This window comes from Ruegeria sp. D6 (assembly GCF_056534365.1).
This window is the reverse complement of sequence record NZ_JBQFPH010000005.1, coordinates 311,142-336,118: the sequence shown is the minus strand read 5'-3', so window position 1 is coordinate 336,118 and position 24,977 is coordinate 311,142. Positions and strand designations below refer to the sequence as shown.

Sequence of the window (24,977 nt, the reverse complement as noted above, 5' to 3'; positions counted from 1 at the left end):
CATCTCAAATCAAGGAGAAACATCATGCACGGAATTTCAGCCCTACCAACACAGCAGGTTCAGGCATATCGCGCCGGTGCGCCGGATGGATATGGAAACCCACCAGAGCGTGCGATTTCCAATGGGGCGGGCAACCCATGCCGTCATTGTTTGAAATACATACCGGAAGGCAAAGAGATGCTGGTGTTGGCGCACCGACCCTTCCCGGAAACGCAGCCTTATGCAGAGACTGGACCGATCTTCCTTTGTGCCGACCCCTGCGCGCGCTATGAAAGTGAGGATGTGCTGCCCGAGGCGTTGACCGACTCGCCCAACTACCTGATCAAAGGGTATGGTCCGGACGACCGAATTGTCTATGGAACCGGGATCATCACCCCACAGGCGCAGTTGCATGAGGCGGCTAAAAAAATCTTCTCCCGCGCTGATGTCGCTTACATCCACATCCGATCTGCTCTGAACAACTGTTATCACGCACGGATCGATCGTGTCTAAAGCTTGACGCGGTGCATCCCCCGATGTGGTTGGTTCGGGTCGTTGACAGTTGCGTCGTCGACCCGACTGGAGGTCAACGCAAGGAACACATCCTCAAGATCAGCTTCTTCAGTGCGGACGTCCTGGATGCGAATATCGGCCTGACGTACAGATTCCAGCACCTGCTCGGCTGTAGTTAGGTTGCTGTGGTATTGCAGCACAAGGTCGCCGTTCTCACGTTGCGCTGCAATCACGTTATCCGCTACAGGCAGAGTCTGTATGGGGCTATCCGGCACGATCACCATGGTTCGGCTGTCCATGCGGCCCAGCAGATTGGCCGTGCTGTCTTGTGCGATCTTTTCGCCGTGATTGATAATGGCGATCTCGTCACACATCTCTTGCGCTTCTTCCAGATAGTGCGTGGTCAGGATGATGGTCATGCCCTGTTCGTTCAGCTTGCGCACATTGGCCCAAAGCATCTGTCGCAGTTCAATATCCACACCTGCCGTGGGTTCGTCGAGCACCAGAATCTTGGGATGGTGCACCAGCGCCTTGGCCAGCAGCAGACGCCGCCGCATTCCGCCCGAAAGCGTGCGCGCATAGGCCTCGGCCTTGTCGGCAAGGCCAACGAGGTCGAGGATCTCATCGCTTCGCCGATCAGACTTGGGAACACCGTACAGCCCGGCCTGAACTTCTAATGCGCCTCGAGGTGTAAAGAACGGATCAAGGTTCAATTCCTGAGGCATCACGCCGATGGCGGCGCGGGATTGGCGCGGGTTTTGATCCTGGTCGAAGCCCCAGATCGAGACGCTGCCAGACGTTTTGACCACCAGCCCCGCCAGAATGTTGATCAGGGTGGATTTGCCGGCTCCATTCGGGCCAAGCAGACCGAAAACGGACCCCTGCGGTACCGTCAGGTCGATCCCTTTCAAAGCCTGTTTCTCGGGCTGGCCCTTGCCGCCGCGATAGGTCTTGCGCAGTGATCTGATTGTGATTGCCGCATCGGACATGTGGCCCTTGCCCCCGGTTTGCTCATCGCCCATAAACGCACCTAATACATGCCCGCGAGGCCGACAACCAAAGAAGGATCGCCAGCCGTGACCATCGAAGCGCCGGAAACCAAGATTGTCGAAAATACCCGCGTCGCCTGCGATGGTGGCGAGGGTGCGCTGGGTCATCCGCGCGTCTGGCTGCAGATTCCCGAAGACACTGGTTGGGTCGAGTGCCCCTATTGCGATTGCAAATACGTGCTGCGTGGTGAGGACTCTGGTCAGGACGCGTAAGGGCGATCAGGACGGCAGGCGGTCGTAACTGGCGAGGATGGATAATGCTGTTCACAGCCAAAACGATTGACCTTTCCGACAGCCAGCCAATCGCGAACGGGACTGTGCGCAGTGTCTATGACTTTCCCGGTCATCCTGACCTTCTGATCAAAGTTTTTACCCGGTCCCAAGATCGTGTCTCGCACAGGCTTGGCAAGCGACTGGCATGGAAACTGTTCCCCGAGGCGCAGTATCGCAGCACGCTAAAAGAGCTGGAATGCGAGCTGCGGGTATCGCTGAAACTCGGGACGGAAATTGAGCGTTCACCCCTGTCCAGGATGTTGGGCGTGGTTCAGACGACGCATGGGGCGGGGGTTGTGGTTGAGCGCATTTCTGGCCTTGATGGCGGGCTTGCACCCAAGCTTTATGAAGTCTGCCGCAGTGGATTGGACGCCCCGGTTTTGGAAGCGTTGAATGCATTCGTTGCGCAGATGTTTGACCTTCACATCGTCGCGCGCGACGTCAAAAGCTCGAACATCGTCTATGGAACGCGGGGGGCGGGCCCAGCCTGTTTCCTGATCGATGGATATGGTGAGCGGAACCTCATCCCACTGCGCAGCCTGTCCCAACGTCTGAATGATCGCTCGCTGAACAAACAGTTCTCGTTGATCGCGCAAAAAGCAGGCTTGGCTTGGAATGCGGATAAGCGCACTTTTTCGAATAGCTAAGGCCAGACCACGGGCAAATTAGGTCGCAACGAATTGGCCAGGTGGCCTCGTCTTTCGTGCAGCCCTTCTGTACAACTTGGCGCAACCCAGCGCAGGAGCCTCATATGACCACCACCCAATTCGGAAAAGGCTGCCATCTGCATCTGATTGATGGATCAGCCTTTATCTTCCGCGCCTATCACGCTTTACCGCCGTTGACGCGGAAATCGGATGGGCTACCAATTGGGGCCGTGTCGGGCTTTTGCAACATGCTGCAGAAATATGTCGAAGGGAACGCCGGGCCGGATGCGCCGACCCATGTTGCGGTGATCTTCGACAAGGGCTCGCATACGTTCCGTAATGACCTGTATGATCTCTACAAGGCCAACCGTGAAGCGATGCCCGAGGATTTGCGCCCGCAAATGCCGCTGACTCGCGAAGCCACCAAGGCGTTCAACATCGCCTGCAAAGAACTTGAAGGCTATGAAGCCGACGACATCATCGCGACCCTCGCCGTTCAGGCGCGTGAGGCCGGTGGGCGGGTGACCATCGTCAGTTCTGACAAAGACCTGATGCAGCTTGTGGGCGGCGGTGTCGAGATGCTGGATGCGATGAAGAACAAGCGGATCGATCGCGATGGGGTGGTTGAGAAGTTCGGCGTCGGGCCCGAGCGGGTTGTCGATGTGCAGGCTTTGGCCGGGGATTCGGTGGATAACGTACCGGGCGCTCCGGGCATTGGTGTGAAGACGGCGGCGCTGTTGATCAATGAATATGGCGATCTGGAAACCCTGCTGGATCGCGCTGAAGAGATCAAACAGCCCAAGCGCCGCCAGACTCTGATCGAAAAGCGCGACCAGATCGAGCTTTCGAAGAAACTTGTGCAATTGGATGAAAACACACCGTTGGATTTCACTCTGGATGACCTTGAGGTGAAGGATCCCGATGCTGAGACTTTGATGAAGTTTCTAGCAGAGATGGAATTTCGGACGCTCACCAAACGCATTGCTGACAAGCTGGGCGTTGAGTCCCCCGTCATCCCCGAGATATCCACGCCTGAGGCGGAGTCACAGGCCGAAGACGTCCCATTTGATGCAACGAAATACGAATGCGTGCGCGATGCTGCGGCTTTGCAGAAATGGATCGATCAGGCCTACGAGCGCGGCTGGGTTGCGGTGGATACCGAGACCACTGGCCTGAATGAGATGATCGCCGATTTGGTCGGGATTTCGCTATGTGTCGAGGCGGGTGAGGCTTGTTACATCCCGTTGACTCACCGTGAAAGCGCGACCGATGATCTGTTCGGATCGGATGCGCTGGCCGATGGACAGATGCCGCTGGATGCGGCTCTAAACTTGCTGAAACCGATGTTTGAGGATCCGTCGATCCTGAAGATCGGACAGAACATGAAATACGATGCCAAGATCTTTAAGCGATATGGCGTCGACGTCGCCCCCATCGACGACACGATGCTGATGTCCTACGCCATGCATGGCGGTGAGCATGGGCATGGCATGGATACGCTATCTGAACGCTATCTGAGCCATACGCCGATTCCCATCAAACCTCTGCTTGGCTCGGGCAAGTCTGCAATCACTTTCGACAAGGTGCCGATTGACGAGGCCACGGCCTACGCTGCCGAGGATGCGGACATCACCCTTCGCCTGTGGAAATTGTTCAAGCCGCAGTTGCATCAGGTGCAGGTGACGACGGTGTATGAAACACTTGAACGTCCATTGGTGCCGGTTCTCAAAGAAATGGAGATGCATGGCATCAAGGTCGATCGCGATGTTCTCAGCCGAATGTCAAATGCATTTGCGCAGAAGATGGCCGGATTAGAGGCTGAAATCCACGAATTGGCGGGTGAGAACTTTAACGTCGGTTCGCCAGCGCAACTGGGTGAAATCCTGTTCGACAAAATGGGGCTTGAGGGCGGCAAGAAGGGCAAGACCGGTAAGTACTCGACCGGGGCCGACATTCTTGAGGACCTTGCGACCGAACATGAACTGCCGCGCCGGGTGCTGGACTGGCGGCAACTCTCCAAGCTGAAATCGACCTATACGGACGCGCTGCAGACCCATATCAATCCTGATACGGGCCGGGTGCATACGTCATATTCGATTACGGGGGCGAATACGGGCCGTTTGGCCTCGACCGATCCGAACCTGCAAAACATTCCGGTGCGGACTGAGGAAGGTCGGCGCATACGTGAGGCGTTCATTGCCGAGCCGGGCAATGTGCTGGTCAGCCTTGATTACAGCCAGATTGAGCTTCGGATTCTGGCCCATATCGCCGATATTCCGACCCTGAAACAGGCGTTTGCGGATGGTTTGGACATTCACGCAATGACGGCGTCCGAGATGTTTGATGTTCCGTTGGACGAGATGACGCCGGATATCCGTCGTCAGGCCAAGGCGATCAACTTTGGTGTGATCTACGGCATTTCGGGCTTTGGGCTGGCGCGCAATCTGCGCATTCCCCGGGCGGATGCGCAGGGTTTCATCGATCGCTATTTCGAACGTTTCCCGGGCATCCGGCGCTATATGGACGACACGATCGCGTTTGCCAAAGAGAATGGCTATGTCCAGACCCTGTTCGGCCGGAAAATCCATACACCCGAGATCAATGCCAAGGGGCCGCATGCGGGGTTCTCGCGTCGTGCTGCGATCAATGCTCCGATCCAAGGGACGGCTGCAGATGTGATCCGGCGCGCGATGGTGAGGATGCCGGATGCGATCAACGGCTTGCCCGCTAAGATGCTGTTGCAGGTGCATGACGAATTGCTGTTCGAAGTGGCCGAAGAGGCCGTGGATCAGACCATCTCGGTCGCGCGCGCGGTGATGGAAGGGGCGGCTGATCCGGCAGTGAAGCTGGATATCAAGCTGGTCGCGGATGCCGGACAAGGCGCGAACTGGGCCGAGGCCCATTAGGGGCGGCGCTGCTCATCAAGCCCTGCGGGCCCTCTTTGCAGCGGGTCAGGCTTCTGGCCTGACTAGGCGGGCGATCAGGCGTTTTACGAAAGGGCCCAGCGTCAGGATGACGGTAAAGGCGATAGGCCAGCAAAAGGCCCAAGAGGCCATCCAGTCTCCGAGTGTTGAAGGGCTGAAGCCGATAGCTTTGAGCGTGGCTATGCCGGTGACGACGCAGGACATCAGGCCGGACATGATCAAGGCGAACAGAGCATTGGCATAGCGGGCAGATATCATGCGAGGCATCCTTGGCGTGTCGATGCCCTCAATTGCGCCATTTCAGTCTGAAAATCCAGCGTTCATGCAGGGTTTAATACTGTATCCAAGCCAGTGAGTCCTCAGTCCGCCGGGTTGAGGGGTTGTATTCGGCGCTGACCCAGCCGCTGTAATCCGACTGGTCCATCGCAGCAAACAACGCGGCAAAGTCCATTGTACCCAGCCCAGGTTCCGAGCGATCCGGCGCAGCCCCGATCTGTGCATGGACAATACGGGGCTGAAAACGGTGCCAAATCGCCAGCGCGTCGCCGTGGATCATCTGCGCATGAAAACTGTCATATTGTAGGCCGACATTCGCGCGGTCGACGCGGTCTAGTACTTCGGCGGCCAGATCATAATTGTTCAGGAAGTAACCGGGTTGCGATACGGGGTTGAGCGGTTCGATTGTAAACCGCTGTGCCGGCGCAAGATCTGCCGCCCATTGCAGGTTCTCGACAAAACAACGCAGGGCCTCGGGGCCGGAAGCAAATCCGGCCATAACGTGAATCATCTCTGGCCGCAGCACATCCGCGTAGCGCAGAACGCGCCGGATATCGGACTTAAACCTGTCAGAGCTGCCGGGCATGGCGGCGTAACCCGGTTCACCGCCGGTATAATTCGGGGGCGGGGCGTTGATCAGCACCAGATCAAGCCCGCTGGACAGCAGCGCGCGGCGGGTCTCTTTGGCTGCGAGGTCGTAGGGGAAGAGAATTTCAACAGCCGTAAACCCGGCCTGCGCGGCGGCTTGAAACCGGTCGAGATAGGGCAGTTCTGCAAACAGCAGTGAAAGATTGGCGGCAAATCTGGGCATCGGGCATCCGGTGTCGAACTTTGCAGAGCCTAGCGATCACGACGGCCACGTGAAAGAGACTGAAAACGACAGATTGTCGAAAATCGGCCAGATAAAGGCTTTCGAATCAGGGACCATCAGGCTCAAGCGGTATCCCGTTGCGAGGGCCGCGCCAACAATAAGGTCTGATCACGATGGCCATGAGCCCTGAACCCGCGCGCGGGACCGCTATAGCTGTATCTGACGGTCGACAGACCGCGTTCACCGGAAATACGCTGGCGGTGGCTTCGATGCTGACGTGGGCGGCGGGTTTCCCGGCGGCTGAGATCCTATTGCAAAGCTGGCCACCGATCGCCCTGTTCGCGGCACGGATGTCTCTTGCGGTGTTGGTCATGGTACCACTCTGGCTGATTCTGGACGGACCGGCTCAGGTATTGCGCGCCCGTTGGGGCCATGCCCTCCTGGTCGGCGGTTTGGGGCTAGGGTCGGGAATGTTCCTGATCCTTGTGGCGCAGAAGCTGACCGACCCAGTTACCGTTGCCATTATCGCCTCGTGTGCGCCTTTGATTGCTACGATCATGGAGCTTGTGGCGGGAACGCGGCGATTGCGCTGGAGCTTTGCGCTGGGATTGGTGATTTCAATCATTGGCGGCCTGATTGCCACCAGCGCGGTGGCACCGGCACAATTAGGACTGGGTGCGATGTGCGCAGTGGTGTCTACCGCGCTGTTCTGTTGGGCCAGCATGGCCACTGCGCGCGACTTCCCCGAGCTTAGCCAGTTGGGCCGTAGCACCATTACATTGGTCGGAGGATTGTCGACCGCAGCCATTCTGGTGCCGTTAGCCGGATTGCTGGGGCTAGAGGTCATGCCTACACGCCCCGTAGATGTGGCGCAGATGGGTATGTTGGTGTTCTACGCACTGTTCTCACTGGGCCTGAGCCAAGTTTTCTTCATAGCATCAGTGGGAAAACTAGGGGTCGCCCTGGCGTCATTCCACATCAATATCGCGCCATTTTATGTGATGGTGATCATGATGGCGCTGGGCGAGGACTGGAACTGGACCCGCGCGCTGGGCGCGTCGCTGGTGGCGCTTGCGGTCGTGCTGGCGCAGGACCGCAAGCCGCGACCGGTTCAATCCTCTAGCACATCAGATGCGATCAGTGGGAAAAACTGGCCGTCCGACCAGACACCAAACCAACCGTCGTGATGTCTGGCGATCTCGACCAACCGGTAAAAGCTCTTGCGATCAATGCGCGCCTCAAGATTCGCGCGCATCAATATGTAGGGTGAGGGCTCATCAGTTTCCGTATTTAGGACAATGCGGATCGGGTGATCGGGCCCGGCGATGGCTGTATCGCCCACTTGCGTCGTAAAAGTCAGACGTTGGGCTTCGCCTTGTCCCTCATGCTCAAAATCAACGGCAACAAACGGCGCATCCTCGACGGTGATTCCCACCTTTTCAGCGGGAGTGACGAGAAAGTACCTACCCTCTTCTTTCTTAAGAATTGAGGAAAATAGCTTAACAAGCTCGACCCTGTTGATCGGTGACCCTAGATAACTCCAAGTGCCATCTTTGGCGATCCGAATGTCCAGATCGCCACAAAACGGAGGATTCCATAGGTGAACGGGCGGCAAACCCCGCGTTTTGGCCGCTTTGACCGAAGCCGCCAGACCGTCTGGTGAAGGGGTCACGGGTTTTTGTCCGCTCATTGCTTTTGCCATTTCCTCTCAGCGCGATACACTTCAATCATAACAGTCCACGGAAGGGAACCTCATGTCCGAACCTGCCGACCTCGTGTCCGAGATCGAAGCGCTGGAAAACAAGCTGCAAGAGGCCAAATCCTCGATCACCCGCCGCTTTATCGGGCAGGAGAAGGTCGTGGACCTGACTCTGACCGCGCTTTTGTGCGGCGGTCACGCGCTGCTGATCGGTCTGCCGGGGCTGGGCAAGACGCGGTTGGTCGAGACGCTTTCGACCGTGATGGGCCTGCATGGCAACCGCATCCAGTTCACGCCGGACCTGATGCCTGCTGATATTCTGGGCTCGGAAGTGCTGGATACTGCCGAAGATGGCAGCCGCCATTTCCGCTTCATCTCCGGCCCGATTTTCTGTGAGTTGCTGATGGCGGACGAGATCAACCGTGCCAGTCCCCGGACCCAATCGGCGCTGTTGCAGGCGATGCAAGAGCGTACGGTGACAGTCGCGGGCGAAGACCGCGAATTGGGCGTACCGTTCCATGTGCTGGCAACGCAGAACCCGATTGAGCAGGAAGGGACCTATCCATTGCCCGAAGCTCAACTGGACCGGTTTCTAGTGCAGGTCGACGTGGAATATCCGGATCGCCAGACCGAGCGTGATATTCTGCTGGCTACCACGGGTGTTGAGGAAGCCGAGGCGCATCAGATTTTCACCAAAGAAGAATTGCTGGCCGCACAGGTTCTGTTGCGCCGGATGCCTGTAGGAGAGTCGGTTGTCGAACTGATCCTCGATCTGGTCCGCGCCTTCCGCCCGGATGAGGCAGGTGTGTCAGAGCGGGTGAAGGAAACTGTTGCCTGGGGTCCCGGACCGCGCGCTGCGCAGGCTCTGATGATGACCGTGCGCGCAAATGCGATGCTGGAAGGCCGTTTGGCCCCCAATGCCGAGGATGTTCTGACCATGGCGCGTCCGGTTCTCAGCCACCGTATGGCGTTGAACTTCGCGGCGCGGGCACGTGGTGACAGCCTCTCTGACCTGATTGAGTCCACCGCTACTGGGCTGGTCCGAACTGAGGCCGCGGCGTGAGCGCCGCCCAGACCCTACGCGAACGCTCCGAGGCCGAAGCGTCCCGGTTGCCGCCGTTATTGGCGCGGGCCGAGCATCTGGCCGGAACCGTTTTATTGGGCGATCACGGGCGGAGACGCTCGGGTCTGGGGGATGATTTCTGGCAGTACCGCCCTGCGCAGATTGGCGACAGTCGCCGGTTGATCGACCATCGCCGTTCGGCCCGTGGTGATCAGCAGTTTGTACGTGTGCGCGAATGGCAGATTGCACAGTCGATCATGCTTTGGGTCGATCAGGGCGCGTCGATGCGGTTTGCTTCGGACAAGAACTTGCCGACCAAGGCCGATCGTGCGCGCCTGCTGGGGCTGTCGACCGCTATCTTGCTTGTGCGTGGCGGCGAGCGCGTTGGTCTGACTGGCACGACGCTGCCCCCGCGCAGGGGGAATGCTCAGATCATTCGGCTGGCCCAAGCCTGGTCTGAAGATGCGCAAACCGATTACGCGCCACCCGAACACCGCGCCATGATCCCGCATGCGCGTGCGGTGTTTATCTCGGATTTTCTTGGGCCGCTGGACGAGGTCGAGCTGGCCCTTACCAAAGCCGCTGACCGGGGCGTGCGCGGCGTGTTGCTGCAGGTTCTGGACCCCAGCGAGGAGTCCTTTCCCTATTCGGGACGTACCATTTTTGAAAGTGTTGGTGGCACCGCTCGACATGAAACCTTGAAGGCCGCAGACCTGCGTGATCGTTATCTGGATCGCCTTGCGCAGCGTAAGGACGCGCTGACGCAGCTTTGTCGTGCGACCGGATGGCAGATGGGGCTCCATCACACCGGTGACAGTGCTCAATCGGCTCTGTTGTGGCTTTATCGCGCCTTAGATGGGGGTGCGCAATGACGGTTCTTGCAGGCATCGGCTTTACCGCGCCATGGGTGCTGCTGGGCCTTTTGACCCTGCCGATCCTGTGGCTGATCCTGCGCGCTGTTCCGCCTGCGCCGATCCGCCGACTGTTCCCTGCGGTTACCTTGTTGCTGGGCCTTAAGGATGATGAAAGCGTTTCGGACCGTACACCATGGTGGTTGCTGCTACTGCGGATGCTGGCAGCCGCAGCGATCATCATCGGGCTGGCAGGGCCGGTGTTGAACCCCTCACGCGATGAGACCGGATCTGGGCCGCTTCTGCTGTTGCTGGATGCAAGCTGGGGGGGCGCGACACGTTGGTCCTCGACACTTGATCAGATTGATGCGCAATTGACGGAAGCCGGGCGGGCGGGTCGTCCTGTGTCGATCTTGCGTCTGACTGAGCCTGAGGCACCTGTGTTTCAGGCCGCCGAGGCGTGGCGTGGGCGTCTGCCGGGCCTTACACCGATGCCGTGGCAACCAACCCAAGCGCAGATTGACCAAACTCTGATCGCGTTGGGACAGGTCGAAGGTGGCTTCGACACCCATTGGTTCAGCGACCGTCTGTCCTATGTCGGCCATGATCGTTTGACTTCTGCCCTACAGGCGCGTGGGGACGTGATTGTCTACCAATCCTCTGCACCCGTTACCGCGATCTTGCCCGCCACCTATCAGGACGGCGCAATCCGATTAAGCGTACAGCGCGCTAATCCAGGACCAGAGGAAAGAGTCACCGTTCTGGCGCAAGGGCGCGACCCGGCAGGAGCAATGCGGGTGCTGCAATCGACCAATCTTGAGTTCGAAAACGGCTCTACGCAGGCGGAAATTGATCTTGCGCTTCCATCGGAACTGCGCGCACGCATTACACGGTTCGAGATTCAAGGCCAGCGCTCTGCCGGTGCCATTACACTGACAGATGACAGCCTGCGTCGGCGCGAAGTGGCATTGATCGCAGGCACCCTGAACCGCGAAGGGTTAGAGTTACTGTCGCCGCTTCACTACCTGACACAGGTGCTGATTCCGACCGCTGATTTTGTCGAAGGCGGCCTGGCCGAGGTTCTCCCCGCTAACCCGGATGTGATCGTATTGGCGGATGTGGCCAAGCTGTCCGAGTCGGAACAGGCTGAAGTCGTCGAATGGGTTGAACAGGGCGGCCTGCTGCTGCGCTTTGCCGGCCCACGCATGGCCGCCAGCGATCTGGGGCGCGATACTGAGGATGCACTGTTGCCGGTTCGACTTCGTAGCGGTGGCCGCTCGGTCGGCGGCGCCATGAGCTGGGGTGAAGCGAAGGGGCTTGCTCCGTTCACTGAAAACTCGCCGTTCTATGGGTTGGAGATTCCTGCGGACGTCTCTGTGACCACTCAGGTCATGGCACAACCAGACCCTAATTTAGCGGATCGGGTCATTGCGTCACTGTCGGATGGCACACCATTGGTGACCCGAAAACCGCTGGGGCTGGGGCAGGTGGTTCTGTTCCATGTCACGGCTGATGCGGAATGGTCCAGCCTGCCGCTGTCCGGGCTGTTTGTCGAAATGCTCGACCGGCTTGCCGTTGCCTCTGCTGCCAAATCGCGTCAAGAGGCTCAGATGCAGGGCACCGTATGGGAGCCGATTCAAATAATGGATGGCTTCGGTGTTTTGACTGACGCAGGAACGCTGCCCGGTGTCGATGGAGACGAACTGGTTTCTGGGCAAATCGGGCCGGACCTGCGCCCGGGGCTTTATGAAAACGGCAAGCAGAAACTGGCGCGGAATGTTCTTGCCGAGGATGCTGTACTATCCCCGGTGATCTGGCCGTCTGACGTCCCAATCCGGGGTCAGGAGATCAGCAATGAGACTCCGTTGGAAGGGCTGTTGCTTGGCCTTGCATTGTTGTTGCTGACAATCGATGTGATTGCCTCTTTGGCGTTGTCGGGGCGCTTGGCCAAGGCAACCCCTGTTGCATTTGCGCTTGCTGCCCTGTTCCTTGCCCCCGAGGTGCGGGCACAGACCCCTGAAGACACCGATTTTGCATTGAACGCGACGCATGAGCTTGTGCTGGCCCATGTACTTACCGGGAATGCTCAGGTCGACGATATCGCGCTGGCCGGGCTGCGCGGGTTGGTGCAGACGCTGCATTTTCGCACTTCGGTCGAACCCGCCGACCCGATTGGCATCGACCTTGAACGTGATGAGCTTGCATTCTTTCCGCTGCTCTATTGGCCTGTTACTCCGGACCAGCCGCAGCCCTCGATTGAAGCTTATGCAAAGCTCAACGCCTATCTGCGGTCGGGTGGGATGATCCTGTTTGACACGCGCGATGCCGATATCGCCGGTTTCGGGGCCTCCAGTCCCAATGGGCGCAAGCTACAACAGCTGGCGGCACCGCTGAATATCCCCTCGTTAGAGCCTGTTCCGCGTGACCACGTGCTGACTCGCGCCTTCTACCTGTTGCAGGATTTTCCCGGACGATATTCTGGCACCGAGGTCTGGGTCGAAGCCGCGCCACCCGATGCCGAGCAGATCGAAGGAATGCCCTTCCGAAACCTCAACGATAACGTGACCCCGGTGGTGATCGGCGGTAATGACTGGGCCGGGGCCTGGGCGGTGGATCGCAACGGTCAGTCCCTGTTGCCCGTGGGTCGCGGTTATGCCGGAGAACGACAGCGCGAGTTGGCCAATCGGTTTGGGGTTAATCTGGTAATGCATGTGCTGACCGGGAATTACAAATCCGATCAGGTTCACGTGCCCGCGCTTTTGGACAGGTTGGGACAATGACCGGAACCGTCATATTTGACCCGCTAATCCCGTGGCCGTTTCTGGCAGCCGTGGCATTGATTGCCATGTCAGGTGTGGTTCTGGCGCTTTGGCGCGGTCTGTCGGGCTGGGCCCTGCGCGGCTTGGCGGCCTTGGTCATCCTCGGGGCGCTTAGCGGTCCTGTTTATCAGGTCGAAGATCGCGCGCCGCTTACCGACATCGTGTTGATGATTGAAGATGAAAGCGCCAGTCAAACCCTATCGGATCGTGCCGAACAGACTGCTCAGGCTGCCAACGACCTCGCGACCGAGATCGAAGCTCGAGAAAATACCGAGCTGCGCCGCATCCAGGTTGGTGACGGCGATGGTGACGAGGGCACGCAGGTCATGGCTGCGCTGAACGCGGCGCTGGCCGAAGAACCCCGTGCGCGGATTGCGGGCATTATCGTGGTGTCAGACGGCATCGTTCATGATGCAGACCTGGCACCCGACCTGCCTGCTCCAATGCATCTGTTGCAGACCGGGCGGGAAGGCGATTGGGATCGGCGCCTGATCGTGCGTAACGCCCCAGCCTTCGCCATTATCGGTGAACCCGTGACCCTGACCCTGCGCGTCGAAGATACTGGCGCTGCGCCTGCTGGAGTTACTAACGCTCCGCTTGAGATATCCGTCGATGGAGGTGAACCCGAGCAGTTCACCATTCCAATCGGTCTGGACGTCGAGCTCCCGATCACGCTGCCGCATGGTGGTCGGAACGTCATCCAGTTCACGGTCCCGCAGGCCGAGGGCGAACTGACCGACCGCAACAACACGGCTCTGATCCAGATGAACGGTGTGCGGGATCGCCTGCGTGTTCTGCTGGTATCGGGCGAGCCGCATCCGGGCGGGCGTACTTGGCGCAACCTGCTGAAATCTGACAGCTCGGTTGATTTGGTCCATTTTACCATCCTCCGGCCGCCGGAAAAACAGGATGGCGTACCGGTGGATGAGCTCTCACTAATTGCCTTCCCAACGCGAGAGTTGTTTCTGGAGAAGATCAATGATTTCGACCTGATCATCTTTGACCGCTACAAGCGGCGCGGCATCCTGCCTGCGATCTATCTGGATAATGTTGGCGACTATATCGTCAATGGTGGCGCGGTGCTGGTCGCTGCTGGCCCTGATTTTGCCACGGCGGACAGCCTGTACCGATCCCCTCTTGGGCCGGTCCTGCCCGCAAAACCCAGTGCGCGGGTTTACGAGGAACGGTACGTGCCCATGGTCACCGATCTGGGCCAGCGTCATCCGGTTACTGCTGATCTGGGCGATGCTGAGACTTGGGGCGCTTGGCTGCGCCAGATCGATGTCAGCCAGCTGTCCGGCAATATGCTCATGACCGGCGTGGATGATCGTCCGTTGCTGCTGTTGGATCGCGTGGGTGAAGGCCGTGTGGCGCTGATGGCATCAGACCACGCCTGGCTATGGAGCCGCGGCTTTGAGGGCGGTGGCCCGCAGCTGGAACTACTCCGCAGGCTGGCGCATTGGATGATGAAAGAACCCGAGCTTGAGGAAGAGGCGCTGTGGGCCGAAGCGAACGGCCAGTCCATGCGTATTATCCGTCAAACGCTGGAGGATGAGGTTGGCCCGGTCACCGTCACCCTCCCCAACGGCGACACCTTGGAGATTACGCTAAACGAAGTCTCGCCCGGTCGGTTCGAGGCGCAGTACTTCGGCCCTGAAATTGGCCTGTACCGTCTGGAAGAGGGTGCGCATTCTGCCGTGATCGGTCTTGGTCCTGCTGCACCAAAGGAATTCGAGCGCACGATCGCGACCGATGAGATTCTAAGCCCCGTTCTGGCCAGCCTGCGCGGGGGAACGATCCGGTTGGAAGAGGGTCTGCCCTCAATCCGGAATGTCCGTGCGGGCCGACCGGCAGCAGGTCGGGGCTGGATCGGTCTGACCCCGCGCGACGCCTATGAAACCCGCGATGTTACACAGGCCGGGTTGCTTCCACCCTGGCTGGTGCTGTTGCTGGCCGGTGGGTTCCTCTTGGCCGGTTGGTTGCGCGAGGGACGTCGCTAACGCTGCTTAAGCACTTTTTCATGCTCTACCGCGATGCTCTGAGCAGATTATCGCGGGAAAACTTTACATGAGTCTTGCTGAGAAACTGGCGCAGGAACGGCGCGCACGACTGGCGGCCGAGCGGTTGTTGCATCTGAAACAGGCCGAGTTGTCTGCTGCCAACCGCAAATTGGGACGTCATGCTATCGCATTGACACGTCAGATCGATGAGACTCAGGCCGAGGTTGCGACGGTTCGCGATGAAAACGAAAAGGTCAAATCCGATCTGACCGTAGCCAATGCCAAGATCGAAGTGGCTGAACGCCGCCTGTGGCATTCGATCCAGACCATCCCTGACGGGTTTGCCTTTTTCGACGGCAACAACACACTGATCGGTGCCAACGCCGCTTACCTAAGCGTTTTCGATGGGCTGGAAGAGGTCGCGCCGGGGATCAGCTACACGCGTATTCTCGAAATTCTGACCCATGAAGGGATCGTGGACATCGGCGCGGAAAATATCGCGGACTGGCAGGCGCGTATGCTTGCACGCTGGGCGCAACCGCACCCCGAACCCGAGGTGATCCAGTTGTGGAACAGCCAATATATCCGGCTGATTGATCAGCGGGGCCACGGCGGTGACGTGCTGAGCCTGGCGTTGAACATCACAGCCTCGGTCCGGCATGAGGCCGAGCTAAACGCTGCACGTGAACGGGCCGAGGCCGCAAACCGCGCCAAATCCGCCTTTCTGGCCAATATGAGCCATGAGATTCGCACGCCGATGAACGGGATCGTCGGTATGACCGAACTGCTGACCGAAACCCCGATGAACGAAGAACAAAGGCTCTATGTAAGCACAATTCGCAATTCGGGCGAGGCTTTGCTGGTCATCATCAACGATGTCCTCGACTATTCCAAGATCGAGGCCGACAAGTTGACGCTGCACCCCGAACAGTTCGATTTGGAGCGCTGTATCCTTGAGGTCGCGATGCTGTTGCAACCCAGCGTACGCGACAAGGGCCTGACCTTGCTGGTGGACTATGACCTGTTCCTGCCGACGCTTTTTGTGGGGGATCCGGGGCGGATTCGGCAGATTCTGACCAACCTTGTCGGCAATGCAGTGAAGTTTACCGCGCAGGGCCATGTCCTTATTCGGGTGACCGGCGTTCCCGACGCGACAACTGAAACCTGCGACATCCACGTGGCCATCGAGGATACGGGTATCGGAATCAAAGCCGACAAGGTCCCGCACATCTTTGGTGAATTCAATCAGGTTGAGGATGCTCAGAACCGCCAATTCGAAGGCACGGGTTTGGGGCTGGCAATCACCAAGCGGCTGATCTCGATGATGGGCGGTGCCGTCTGGGTCGAAAGCGACGCGGGCAAAGGATCTTGCTTTGGTTTCCGTATCACACTGCCCACGGCCGAAGGTCCGCAGCCCGTTCCGCCCGATCTGGCGGGGCAGTTGGGCCAGGTTCTGGTGGTCGAGGATATGGCCGTCAACCGCGCCATTCTGACCAAACAACTGAGCCGCCTTGGGTCTCAGGCGCTCACGTGTTCAACAGGGGCTGAAGCGCTTTCTGCAATGGACAAAACTATTGATCTGGTGCTGTGCGATCACGATCTGCCGGACATGGACGGTCTGGAACTCGCCACAACACTGCGCGACAAAGGATGGGGTGATCTGCCAATTGTGGTGATGTCGGCCAATCCGGGTGTGATTCATGCCGACCCGGCCCATCGCCTGATTGACGGCGTGTTGCAAAAGCCCATCCCGCGCGCCGAGCTGTATTCACGGCTGATGGCGCTGGGCGCTCCCGTATTCAAGTCGGATCGCAGTGACGACTGCGTCGCTGATCCCGAGACTCATGCGCAAGTTCCGCAGAATCAGAGGCTGATGCGGGTTCTGGCAGCCGAGGACAATCGAACCAATCAACTGATCCTTCAAAAGATGACCAAAGATCTGAATATCGATTTGAAATTCGTCTCCAATGGGTTGGAGGCGATCGAAACCTTCGCCAGTTTCGACCCGGACCTGATTTTCATGGATATCTCGATGCCCAAGATGGATGGGAAAGAGGCGACGGGTGAAATCCGGCGTCGCGAGATCGGAACGGATCGACATGTTCCCATAGTGGCCCTGACGGCCCATGCCATGACAGGGGATGATCAGGGCATACTGGCAGCCGGGCTTGATCATTATCTGACCAAACCGTTGCACAAGAAACTGATCCACAAGATGATACTGGAACATCGTCCAGCCGATGCCCAATTGGTCGGTGCAGAAGGTGAAAGTACGGAATAGGATCGATTTATGTCAGATGAGCGCGGTTTTCGCCCCCGGGGATTGGGTGAGATTGCAATTCGCTGCGCCGATATGGCGGCAATGGTGTATTTCTATGAGAAGGTGATCGGGTTGCAGCGATTGCAAGGCGACCATAACAGCGCCATCACCTTTTTTCGGATTGCCGAAGGGTTTGGTGGACATACACAGGTGCTGGCCCTGTTTCACCAGTCTGTTGGCTTTGAGCGTGGATCGGGCCAGACTGGCGCGGCAGTGCCAGTAACAGGGGGTGCCTCGGCCCTGCACCATATCGCGCTGTCGCTGCCCTTTGTCGAACAGGATGCTGTCATGCGCTGGTACGACCAGATCGACCAGCCTTATCGGGTCGAGCATTTCGGCTGGATCGGCTGGCGCGGTATCTTCACCCAAGACCCCGAAGGGAACACCGTTGAGCTTGTAGCCTACGACCCTTCACTGCTTGATCAGGCCTGATAGGGGCGAACAAACACAGGTTTGTAGTCGTCAGACAGATCTGCCCTGTATTCATAACCACCGCTGTCGAAATCCAACAGGCCACTGGGATCGGTCAGGCGGTGCTGGATGATGTAGCGTGCCATCGCACCGCGCGCTTTCTTGGCAAAGAAGCTGACGATCTTGGGGGTGCCGCCCTTGTCCTCCATGAAGACCGGGGTCACAACTGGCAGCTTCAGTGCCTTCAGGTCGACCGCGCCGAAGTATTCCTGACTGGCGCAGTTCACCAGAACCTTGCTGTCAGTTTCGGCGGCCTGCGCGTTCAGCACCTTGCTTAGCTGATCGCGCCAATATTCGTACAGGTTTTTTCCGCGCCTTGTTTTCAGTTTGCTGCCCATCTCAAGCCGATAGGCCTGAATGGCATCCAGCGGGCGCAATACGCCATAAAGCCCGGACAGGATGCGCAAATGATCCTGTGCCCAGGCCATTTCGTCGGCGTCCAGCGACGCAGCTTCAAGACCTTGATAGGTATCACCCGCAAAGGCCAGGGCCGCAGGGCGCGTCGCCACCGCATCGGGCGCGTCCGAGAACACGCGGTACCGGTCGCGGTTCAGGCGTGCCAAGTCGTCGCTTAGGTCCATCAGTTTTTTCAAATCGCCCAAGGTCAGATTGCGTGCGGTCTTCGACAAGCGGATCGCGTCATCCTGAAAATCGGGTTGGGTCACTTCGACGTTTCGTTCTGCCCAATCCAGCCGCTTGGCCGGGGAAATCACTACCAGCATATCCGCCCTCGTTTCTCGCCTGCTCAGGCGTATCTAGCCCGCCTGTTGCAGCACGTCCAGAAACGCCGCGCCAAACCTTTCGTGACGACGGTCGCCCAGAACCTGCTCCATCGCTCGTGGATCATCCGGGCGCAGCTGCGCCACTTTCGCCAGTTGCGAGGCCGTGCAGCTGAGCGGCTTGTCGATCCCGTCGGGGCCGCGCGACAACTGTGATTGAACCTCAAGCAACTGATCGTAAATGTCGCCCTGATTGCGGCCAGCAAGTTTGCGCCTTGCGGGATGCAGCTCTTCCACCGCGCCGGTCAGCACTTCAAGGAAGGTCGCACCGTAGCGTTCCAGCTTTTTCGCCCCGATACCGCTGATCCGGGCCATATCGTCCAGACTTGCGGGTCGGGTTTCCGCCATCTCGATCAGGGTGCGATCTGGGAAGATGACGTAGGCCGGAACCCGCGCGGCCTCGGCCAATGCGCGACGTTTGGCCTTGAGCGCCGAGAGCAGCGGCGCGTCTTCCTCGGACACCATCGCTTTGACAGCGGGTCGTCGGGTGGCTTTGCGGATGGTATCCTTGCGCAGATCGATCTGCGCCTCACCTTTCAGGATGGGTTTGGCGGTTTCTGTCATACGCAGCGCGCCGTGGCGTTCAGGGTCGGGGCGCACCAAATCATGGCCCATCATCTGCCGGAAGATCGCTTGCCATTGTGGGCGCGACCAGTCCTTGCCGATGCCGTAGGTGGACAGATTGTCGTGTCGCCGTGCGCGAATTTTATCAGTCTCGTTGGCAAGCAGAATGTCGATCAGATGACCTGCGCCGAACCATTCCTCGGTGCGTAGAATGGCGGACAGAGCCATGCGGACGGGCGTTGTGCCGTCGAAGACTTCAGGCGGGTTGTCGCAGAGATCGCACTTGCCGCAGGGTTCAGCCTGTTCCCCAAAATACCCCAGCAAGCTCTGGCGGCGGCATTTCAGTGCTTCGGCCAATCCCAGCAGCGCGTTAAGACGCGCATGATCCGCCATGCGCCGTTCAGGTGGGGCTAGCCCTTCGTCGATCTGTGAGCGTCTCAGACGGATATCATCTGGCCCGAACAGGGTCAGGGTCTCGGCTGGTCCACCATCGCGTCCGGCGCGACCGATTTCTTGATAATAGGCCTCGATCGATTTCGGCAAATCCGCATGGGCGACCCAGCGGATGTCCGGCTTGTCGATACCCATGCCAAAGGCGACCGTAGCGACGACAATCAGCCCGTCCTCGCGCGCAAAGCGAGCTTCCACGATGCGGCGATCCTCGGCCTCCATCCCGCCGTGATAGTGGCAGGCCGTGTGACCTTCGGCGCGCAGGGCTTGCGCCAGCACCTCGGTCTTGTTGCGGGTCCCGCAATAGACGATGCCGGACTGGGTTTTGCGCGCGGCAGCGAAATCGAGGATCTGTTTGCGCGGTCCATCCTTGGCGGCAAAAGCCAGATGGATATTCGGCCTGTCGAACCCCCGCAGGAATTTGCGCGGCGCGACTCCGTCGAACAGTTTTTCGACGATCTCGTCCTGCGTTTCCGCATCCGCTGTCGCGGTGAACGCGGCGAGGGGCACATTCAAAGCGCGCCGCAGCTCTCCGATCCGCAGATAATCAGGGCGGAAATCGTGGCCCCATTGGCTGACACAATGGGCTTCATCCACCGCGATAAGATTGACGTTGATCCTGCGCAGCATCCCCAGCGCCGACCCGGCGGCCAGACGCTCGGGCGCCATATACAGAAGCTTGAGCCGTCCAGCCTCTAATGCGTCCCACACCGCATCAGTTTCTTCGAGGGTGTTGCCCGAGGTGAGCGCGCCCGCCTCGACACCGGCTTCCTGCAGCCCACGCACCTGATCGCGCATCAAGGCGATCAGCGGAGAGATCACAACAGTCACGCCGTCTCGCAGCAACGCAGGTAATTGGAAACATAAGGACTTGCCCCCACCAGTGGGCATGATCGCCAGCACGTTTTCACCTGCGGTCACGGCGTCGACGATCTCTTCCTGACCGGGGCGGAAGTCGTCGAATCCGAAAACGTCTCGCAACAAGGGTGCGGAGTCGAACATGCGACGGAGGGTCCTGTTTTATGGTTTATCTGCTCTTAAGACAGGACCATCACATACTAAGATTCGGTGAACAAGAGGTCAGTAGAAATAGACCGCGTTGTTGATCAGGATTATCCGCAACGCATAGACCCCGATCAGCACCACCAGAGGGGTCAGATCCAGACCGCCCATGGCGGGCAGAATGCGGCGAATGGGGCCGTAGATCGGCTCTAACAAACGGTTCAGTCCGTACCAGATTTGCGCCACCAGTTGCTGGTGCAGGTTCAGCACCTGGAAGTTGATCAGCCAGCTCATGATCACATGGGCAAGGATGATGAACCAGACAATGTCCAGGATCAGCAGAAGGATTTGGATCAGCGACAGCATGGGCACTCCGTTCGTCAATTGTCCTGAGACCTAAGCGTCACAGCCGCAAAGAGCAAGTGCGCCCCAACAGAACGCTTGCGAATTGACCCAAAGCCCCGTCTTATGATCGCAACAATAATAATATGGGGCAGAGATGGCGGAGATTTCCAAGCGTAAGCGCATCTGGGGCTGGTGGTTTTTCGACTGGGCCAGCCAGCCGTTCCATACATTGCTGGTGACCTTTGTCTTTGGCCCCTATTTCGCCGGGGTGGCGGCTCAATACTATGCGAATACCGGATTAGACACCGATGCTGCGGCGGCGCAGGCGCAGACCGTCTGGGCGAATTGCCTGACCATAACTGGGCTGATCATCGCGTTCGGAGCGCCCCTGTTGGGCGCGATGGCGGATGTTTCGGGTCGGCGCATCCCGTGGATTCTCGGGTTTTCGGTGATGTACGCGGTGGGGTCTGCCGCGTTGTGGTATACGATGCCCGATGGCTCGAACATGTGGTTGATGCTATCGGCTTTTGGTCTGGGCTTTGTGGGCGCAGAATATGCACTGATCTTCATCAACTCTCAGCTGCCCGATCTGGGTGACGATAGAGAAGTGGGCGAGATTTCAGGTTCGGGCTTCGCCTTCGGCTATTTCGGAGGCCTGCTGTCGCTGGCCATCATGCTGGCGCTGTTTGTTGAACAGCCCAACGGCAAGACCTTGATTGGTGTGGATCCGTTGTTCGGGCTGGATGCGGCAACGCGTGAAGGGACGCGGTTTGTCGGCCCCTTCACCGCTGGATGGTTCGTGTTGTTCATGGTGCCGTATTTCCTGTGGGTTCGGGATGATCCTGAGACCAACAAACAGGGTAGCGTGGGTGAGGCGCTGCGCTTGCTGGGCAAGTCCGTGGCGGCTTTGCGTCACCGGGTCAGTCTGGCGACCTATCTGGGGTCGTCGATGTTCTATCGCGACGCGTTGAACGGGCTATACAGTTTCGGCGGCGTCTACGCGCGGTTGGTGCTTGAATGGGACCTGATAAAAATCGGCGTATTTGGAATCGTCAGCGTTCTGGCCTCGGCCATCTTTGCGTGGATCGGGGGCAAGATGGATCGCAAGTACGGCCCTAAACCGGTGATATTGGTTGCGATTTGGGTTCTGATCTTTGTCTGCGTAACGGTTGTGTCGATGGATCGAACACAGATCTACGGAATTTCATTACCCGTAGGCACGGGCCTGCCGGACATGGCGTTCTTCGGGTGCGGAGTTCTGATCGGCGGCATGGGAGGTATTCTGCAATCCGCCAGCCGTTCAATGATGGTACGCCATACTGATCCCGCCACCCCGGTCGAGAGTTTTGGGCTGTACGGGCTTTCGGGTCGGGCGACCGCCTTTGCAGCGCCGCTATTGATCGGAATAGCAACAGCAGCAACCGGTAGTGCAAGACTGGGGGTGTCACCGATCATTCTGTTGTTTATTCTGGGCCTAGTCCTGATGCGCTGGGTGAAACCGGAAGGGGATCAGAGCAGATGATTTTACTACGTTTTTTGGCCGTTCTGGCCGCAATAGAACTGGCAGGCACGGCCACGGCACAGCCCTTGGCCAAACAGTTATTCGGAGCCCAGAAGGTTGGGTCGCAGCAAAAATCTGCCGCATTCGGCAGTTATTCGCGCGGGTGCGCCGCCGGGTCGGTGCAACTCCCTGAAACCGGGCCAACTTGGCAAGCCATGCGCCTGTCGCGCAATCGCAATTGGGGGCATCCTCAGGCGATCGACTATGTGCAGGATCTCAGCCGGTTTGCCGCGAAACAACCGGGGTGGAATGGTCTCTATATCGGGGATATCAGCCAACCGCGGGGGGGGCCGATGACCTCGGGCCATCGTTCGCATCAGTTGGGTTTGGATATCGATATCTGGATGCTGCCGGGCGATAACATGCGCCTAAGCCGCAAAGCACGCGAGAATATCTCGTCTATATCCTTGCGCCGCGCGAACGGCGCGTATGTAAACGGCAACTGGACCAAGCAGCACCATGCGGTATTGCGCGAAGCCGCTAAGGACAAGCGCGTTGCCCGGATCTTCGTATTCCCGGGTGCAAAGGTGCAGATGTGCAATAACGAGAAGGGCAACAAAGCCTATCTGCGCAAGATCCGGCCATGGTGGGGACATCACTATCATTTCCACGTGCGGCTGAAATGCCCGAAAGGATCGAAAGGCTGTGTAAATCAGGACCCGCCACCCAAGGGTGATGGTTGCGCCGAGGCGCAGCAATGGGTGCGCAATATTCTGAACCCACCGCCACCTGATCCAAATGCGCCGCCGCCCAAGAAACGTCGTGAATATCGAATGGCGGACCTTCCCCAGCAATGCGCCGCAGTCTTGCAATCCAACTGATTGTTGCAACGCTGTTGGCCAGTGCCGTTTCGGCAGTTGGTACCAGCCCGGCAACGCTTCTAGCCCGATTTGACTGGAACAACAGTGCCGGTTGGTTTGGCGGGTTCTCGGCCCTTCATTTGTCGGAAAACGGCCGGCAAATGATCGTGCTCGGCGACCGGTCGAGGCTTGTGACCGCGCGGATCAACCGGGATGGAGACCAAATCAGGAATATCCAGATACTGAGATACGGACCCATCTTCTCGAGCAAAGGGCGCAGCCTGAGCGGTCGGGCAGGGGATTCCGAAGGGATCGCTGTCGCTCCGGATGGGAGCCTATATATCTCGTTCGAAGGTGTGCACCGAGTGGTCCATTATTCCACACCGGGGGCCAAAGCCAAGGTATTGCCCCGCCCGGAGGCTTTTCATGATTTAGAGCGCAATGGCTCGTTCGAAGCATTGGCGATCGATGATCGGGGCAGGCTTTACACCCTGACCGAGAAATCCCGCACCGCAGACGGTAAAATCCTCGTCTATCGGTGGGATGGCCACCACTGGACAAGGCCGTTTGTTTTGCCGCCGAGTGGAAGGTTCCTGCCGGTTGCGGCAGATTTTGGGCCCGATGGGCGTTTGTATGTGTTAGAGCGCGCGGTGTCATTTTTCGGCTTCCGCTCGCGACTGCGGCGCTGGGTGATCGCAGATGATGCACCCGTGTCACAAGAGATTCTGTTCGAAACCAGCACCGGGACGCATGACAATCTCGAGGGCCTTTCTGTCTGGCGCGATGTGCAGGGGCGGCTGCGCGCAACGATGATTTCCGACGACAACTTCTTCTTTCTGCAACGCACTGAATTGGTCGAATACTTGCTGCCTGATTGACAGGCGGCAGACAAAGGTCTAAACGCACGGCCTGCCTCGGGATGAGCCTGGGGCCAAGTCGCCGCTACCTTGTCAAAACGGGCATCTGAAAATGCAACGCAGCTTTATTCCCGGCATCCTTGCCATGGCCTCGATCGTCGTGGCCTCAAACATCCTGGTCCAGTTCCTGATCCTTGACGGCCTGTTGACCTGGGGTGCCTTCACCTATCCGTTGGCCTTTCTGGTCACCGACATCATGAACCGCGTCTACGGCGTGGGTCCGGCCCGCAAGGTCGTATTCGCCGGATTTGTCACCGGTATCATCTGCTCGCTGATCGGCAGCCAGATCATGCTGCAGGGTGACGGCTTCACCTATGCCGCCGTGCCGCTGCGCATCGCAGTCGCTTCGGGCACCGCCTTCCTGATCGCGCAATTGACCGACGTCACTGTGTTCAACTCACTGCGTGGTGGCCGCTGGTGGCGCGCGCCGCTGGTGTCGACACTGGTCGGTTCAGCGCTGGACACCGCGATCTTCTTTACGCTGGCGTTCTCGGCCTCGGTTACCGTCTTTGGTGCCAATGCAGACGCTGCGATCAACTGGGCGTGGGAGCCTGTGCCCTTCATGCTGTCCGGCCCGATGGCCCCGCTCTGGGTAACGCTGGCCTTCGCCGACTGGCTGGTGAAACTGTCGCTGGCGCTAATCGCCCTGATTCCGTTCAAGGTGATCGTTGCCCGTTTAACCGCCGCGCAGCCTGCATAAAAAAGTGCTTTGAGATTGGCGCATCTTGTGTCAGGCTCAGAGTTAACCGCAACAGATAGAAAAGGAGGTGATCCAGTGTCGAGAAAGAGATTGGAGAGAGGTGTTGGAACAACCGGGGGGATCGCCTGTTAAGGCAGCCCTTGGCGGAGCGCTCGCTCCGGCTG

The 24,977-nt window shown here is 58.7% G+C and carries 22 protein-coding genes; 15 read left to right on the top strand and 7 right to left on the bottom strand.

The features are described from left to right. Positions 1-24: 24 nt before the first annotated feature. Positions 25-492, top strand: coding sequence for a DUF1203 domain-containing protein (locus ACR0A1_RS17715; protein ID WP_170566845.1), 468 nt, complete (start codon positions 25-27; stop codon positions 490-492). On the opposite strand, the gene ACR0A1_RS17710 is transcribed toward ACR0A1_RS17715, so the two are convergent. Next, positions 489-1,481 carry an ABC transporter ATP-binding protein gene (locus ACR0A1_RS17710; protein ID WP_170395098.1) on the bottom strand — a complete coding sequence of 331 codons (993 nt, stop codon included), beginning with the start codon at positions 1,479-1,481 and terminating at the stop codon, positions 489-491. The genes ACR0A1_RS17715 and ACR0A1_RS17710 overlap by 4 nt on opposite strands. A gap of 87 nt (positions 1,482-1,568) precedes the next feature. Between ACR0A1_RS17710 and ACR0A1_RS17705 the strand changes: the two genes are divergently transcribed. From ACR0A1_RS17705 to polA, 3 genes are all read left to right on the top strand, one after another. Beyond that, the gene (locus ACR0A1_RS17705) at positions 1,569-1,754 is read left to right on the top strand and encodes a zinc-finger domain-containing protein (protein ID WP_170426216.1); all 186 of its coding nucleotides are present in this window, start codon (positions 1,569-1,571) and stop codon (positions 1,752-1,754) included. 44 nt (positions 1,755-1,798) lie between these two features. Continuing rightward, entirely contained in the window at positions 1,799-2,461 is a 663-nt protein-coding gene (locus ACR0A1_RS17700; protein ID WP_170394971.1) for a YrbL family protein, read from the top strand. 104 nt (positions 2,462-2,565) lie between these two features. Continuing rightward, positions 2,566-5,367, top strand: coding sequence for a DNA polymerase I (gene polA, locus ACR0A1_RS17695; RefSeq protein WP_480868607.1), 2,802 nt, complete (start codon positions 2,566-2,568; stop codon positions 5,365-5,367). Between the two features lie 45 nt (positions 5,368-5,412). Here the strand turns inward: polA and ACR0A1_RS17690 are convergent, their stop codons facing one another. Both ACR0A1_RS17690 and ACR0A1_RS17685 read right to left on the bottom strand, forming a co-directional pair. Then, positions 5,413-5,643: a DUF2798 domain-containing protein gene (locus ACR0A1_RS17690; RefSeq protein WP_170408576.1), complete on the bottom strand. Its 231-nt coding sequence runs from the start codon at positions 5,641-5,643 to the stop codon at positions 5,413-5,415. 73 nt (positions 5,644-5,716) lie between these two features. Then, the gene (locus ACR0A1_RS17685) at positions 5,717-6,472 is read right to left on the bottom strand and encodes a hydroxypyruvate isomerase family protein (RefSeq protein WP_480868605.1); all 756 of its coding nucleotides are present in this window, start codon (positions 6,470-6,472) and stop codon (positions 5,717-5,719) included. Between the two features lie 179 nt (positions 6,473-6,651). Here ACR0A1_RS17685 and ACR0A1_RS17680 point away from each other — a divergent pair, with 179 nt between their 5' ends. Next, complete coding sequence (locus ACR0A1_RS17680; RefSeq protein ID WP_480868603.1) at positions 6,652-7,659, top strand: DMT family transporter; 1,008 nt, start codon at positions 6,652-6,654, stop codon at positions 7,657-7,659. On the opposite strand, the gene ACR0A1_RS17675 is transcribed toward ACR0A1_RS17680, so the two are convergent. Continuing rightward, positions 7,584-8,162 (bottom strand): DUF1285 domain-containing protein, encoded by a 579-nt coding sequence (locus ACR0A1_RS17675; protein WP_480503076.1) that lies wholly within the window; start codon positions 8,160-8,162, stop codon positions 7,584-7,586. The genes ACR0A1_RS17680 and ACR0A1_RS17675 overlap by 76 nt on opposite strands. A 64-nt stretch (positions 8,163-8,226) precedes the next feature. On the opposite strand from ACR0A1_RS17675, the gene ACR0A1_RS17670 reads away from it, so the two are divergent. From ACR0A1_RS17670 to ACR0A1_RS17645, 6 genes are all read left to right on the top strand, one after another. Then, the gene (locus tag ACR0A1_RS17670) at positions 8,227-9,234 is read left to right on the top strand and encodes an AAA family ATPase (protein WP_170394959.1); all 1,008 of its coding nucleotides are present in this window, start codon (positions 8,227-8,229) and stop codon (positions 9,232-9,234) included. Next, complete coding sequence (locus ACR0A1_RS17665; RefSeq protein ID WP_480868601.1) at positions 9,231-10,106, top strand: DUF58 domain-containing protein; 876 nt, start codon at positions 9,231-9,233, stop codon at positions 10,104-10,106. Before ACR0A1_RS17670 ends, ACR0A1_RS17665 begins: the two co-directional genes overlap by 4 nt. Continuing rightward, positions 10,103-12,865 carry a DUF4159 domain-containing protein gene (locus ACR0A1_RS17660; protein WP_480868599.1) on the top strand — a complete coding sequence of 921 codons (2,763 nt, stop codon included), beginning with the start codon at positions 10,103-10,105 and terminating at the stop codon, positions 12,863-12,865. The genes ACR0A1_RS17665 and ACR0A1_RS17660 overlap by 4 nt, the downstream gene beginning before the upstream one ends. Then, positions 12,862-14,904, top strand: coding sequence for a hypothetical protein (locus tag ACR0A1_RS17655; RefSeq protein ID WP_480868597.1), 2,043 nt, complete (start codon positions 12,862-12,864; stop codon positions 14,902-14,904). The genes ACR0A1_RS17660 and ACR0A1_RS17655 overlap by 4 nt, the downstream gene beginning before the upstream one ends. Before the next feature lie 67 nt (positions 14,905-14,971). Then, positions 14,972-17,185 carry a response regulator gene (locus ACR0A1_RS17650; protein WP_480868595.1) on the top strand — a complete coding sequence of 738 codons (2,214 nt, stop codon included), beginning with the start codon at positions 14,972-14,974 and terminating at the stop codon, positions 17,183-17,185. Positions 17,186-17,194: 9 nt separating this feature from the next. Next, positions 17,195-17,656 carry a VOC family protein gene (locus ACR0A1_RS17645; protein WP_480868593.1) on the top strand — a complete coding sequence of 154 codons (462 nt, stop codon included), beginning with the start codon at positions 17,195-17,197 and terminating at the stop codon, positions 17,654-17,656. Here ACR0A1_RS17645 and yaaA read toward each other — a convergent pair. The 3 genes from yaaA to ACR0A1_RS17630 all read right to left on the bottom strand — a co-directional run bounded on the left by yaaA (position 17,647) and on the right by ACR0A1_RS17630 (position 20,856). Beyond that, entirely contained in the window at positions 17,647-18,417 is a 771-nt protein-coding gene (yaaA, locus tag ACR0A1_RS17640) for a peroxide stress protein YaaA (protein ID WP_480868591.1), read from the bottom strand. The genes ACR0A1_RS17645 and yaaA overlap by 10 nt on opposite strands. A 33-nt stretch (positions 18,418-18,450) precedes the next feature. After that, positions 18,451-20,490, bottom strand: a complete 2,040-nt coding sequence (gene recQ / locus ACR0A1_RS17635) for a DNA helicase RecQ (RefSeq protein WP_480868590.1) — start codon at positions 20,488-20,490, stop codon at positions 18,451-18,453. Positions 20,491-20,568: 78 nt separating this feature from the next. Next, positions 20,569-20,856 carry a YggT family protein gene (locus tag ACR0A1_RS17630; RefSeq protein ID WP_170394943.1) on the bottom strand — a complete coding sequence of 96 codons (288 nt, stop codon included), beginning with the start codon at positions 20,854-20,856 and terminating at the stop codon, positions 20,569-20,571. A gap of 133 nt (positions 20,857-20,989) precedes the next feature. On the opposite strand from ACR0A1_RS17630, the gene ACR0A1_RS17625 reads away from it, so the two are divergent. The 4 genes from ACR0A1_RS17625 to ACR0A1_RS17610 all read left to right on the top strand — a co-directional run bounded on the left by ACR0A1_RS17625 (position 20,990) and on the right by ACR0A1_RS17610 (position 24,813). Further along, entirely contained in the window at positions 20,990-22,357 is a 1,368-nt protein-coding gene (locus ACR0A1_RS17625) for an MFS transporter (protein ID WP_480868587.1), read from the top strand. Continuing rightward, positions 22,354-23,217: a penicillin-insensitive murein endopeptidase gene (gene mepA / locus ACR0A1_RS17620; RefSeq protein WP_480868586.1), complete on the top strand. Its 864-nt coding sequence runs from the start codon at positions 22,354-22,356 to the stop codon at positions 23,215-23,217. Before ACR0A1_RS17625 ends, mepA begins: the two co-directional genes overlap by 4 nt. After that, positions 23,190-24,074: an esterase-like activity of phytase family protein gene (locus ACR0A1_RS17615; RefSeq protein ID WP_170394933.1), complete on the top strand. Its 885-nt coding sequence runs from the start codon at positions 23,190-23,192 to the stop codon at positions 24,072-24,074. Before mepA ends, ACR0A1_RS17615 begins: the two co-directional genes overlap by 28 nt. 91 nt (positions 24,075-24,165) lie before the next feature. After that, positions 24,166-24,813 (top strand): queuosine precursor transporter, encoded by a 648-nt coding sequence (locus ACR0A1_RS17610; protein ID WP_170394930.1) that lies wholly within the window; start codon positions 24,166-24,168, stop codon positions 24,811-24,813. Positions 24,814-24,977 lie beyond the last annotated feature (164 nt).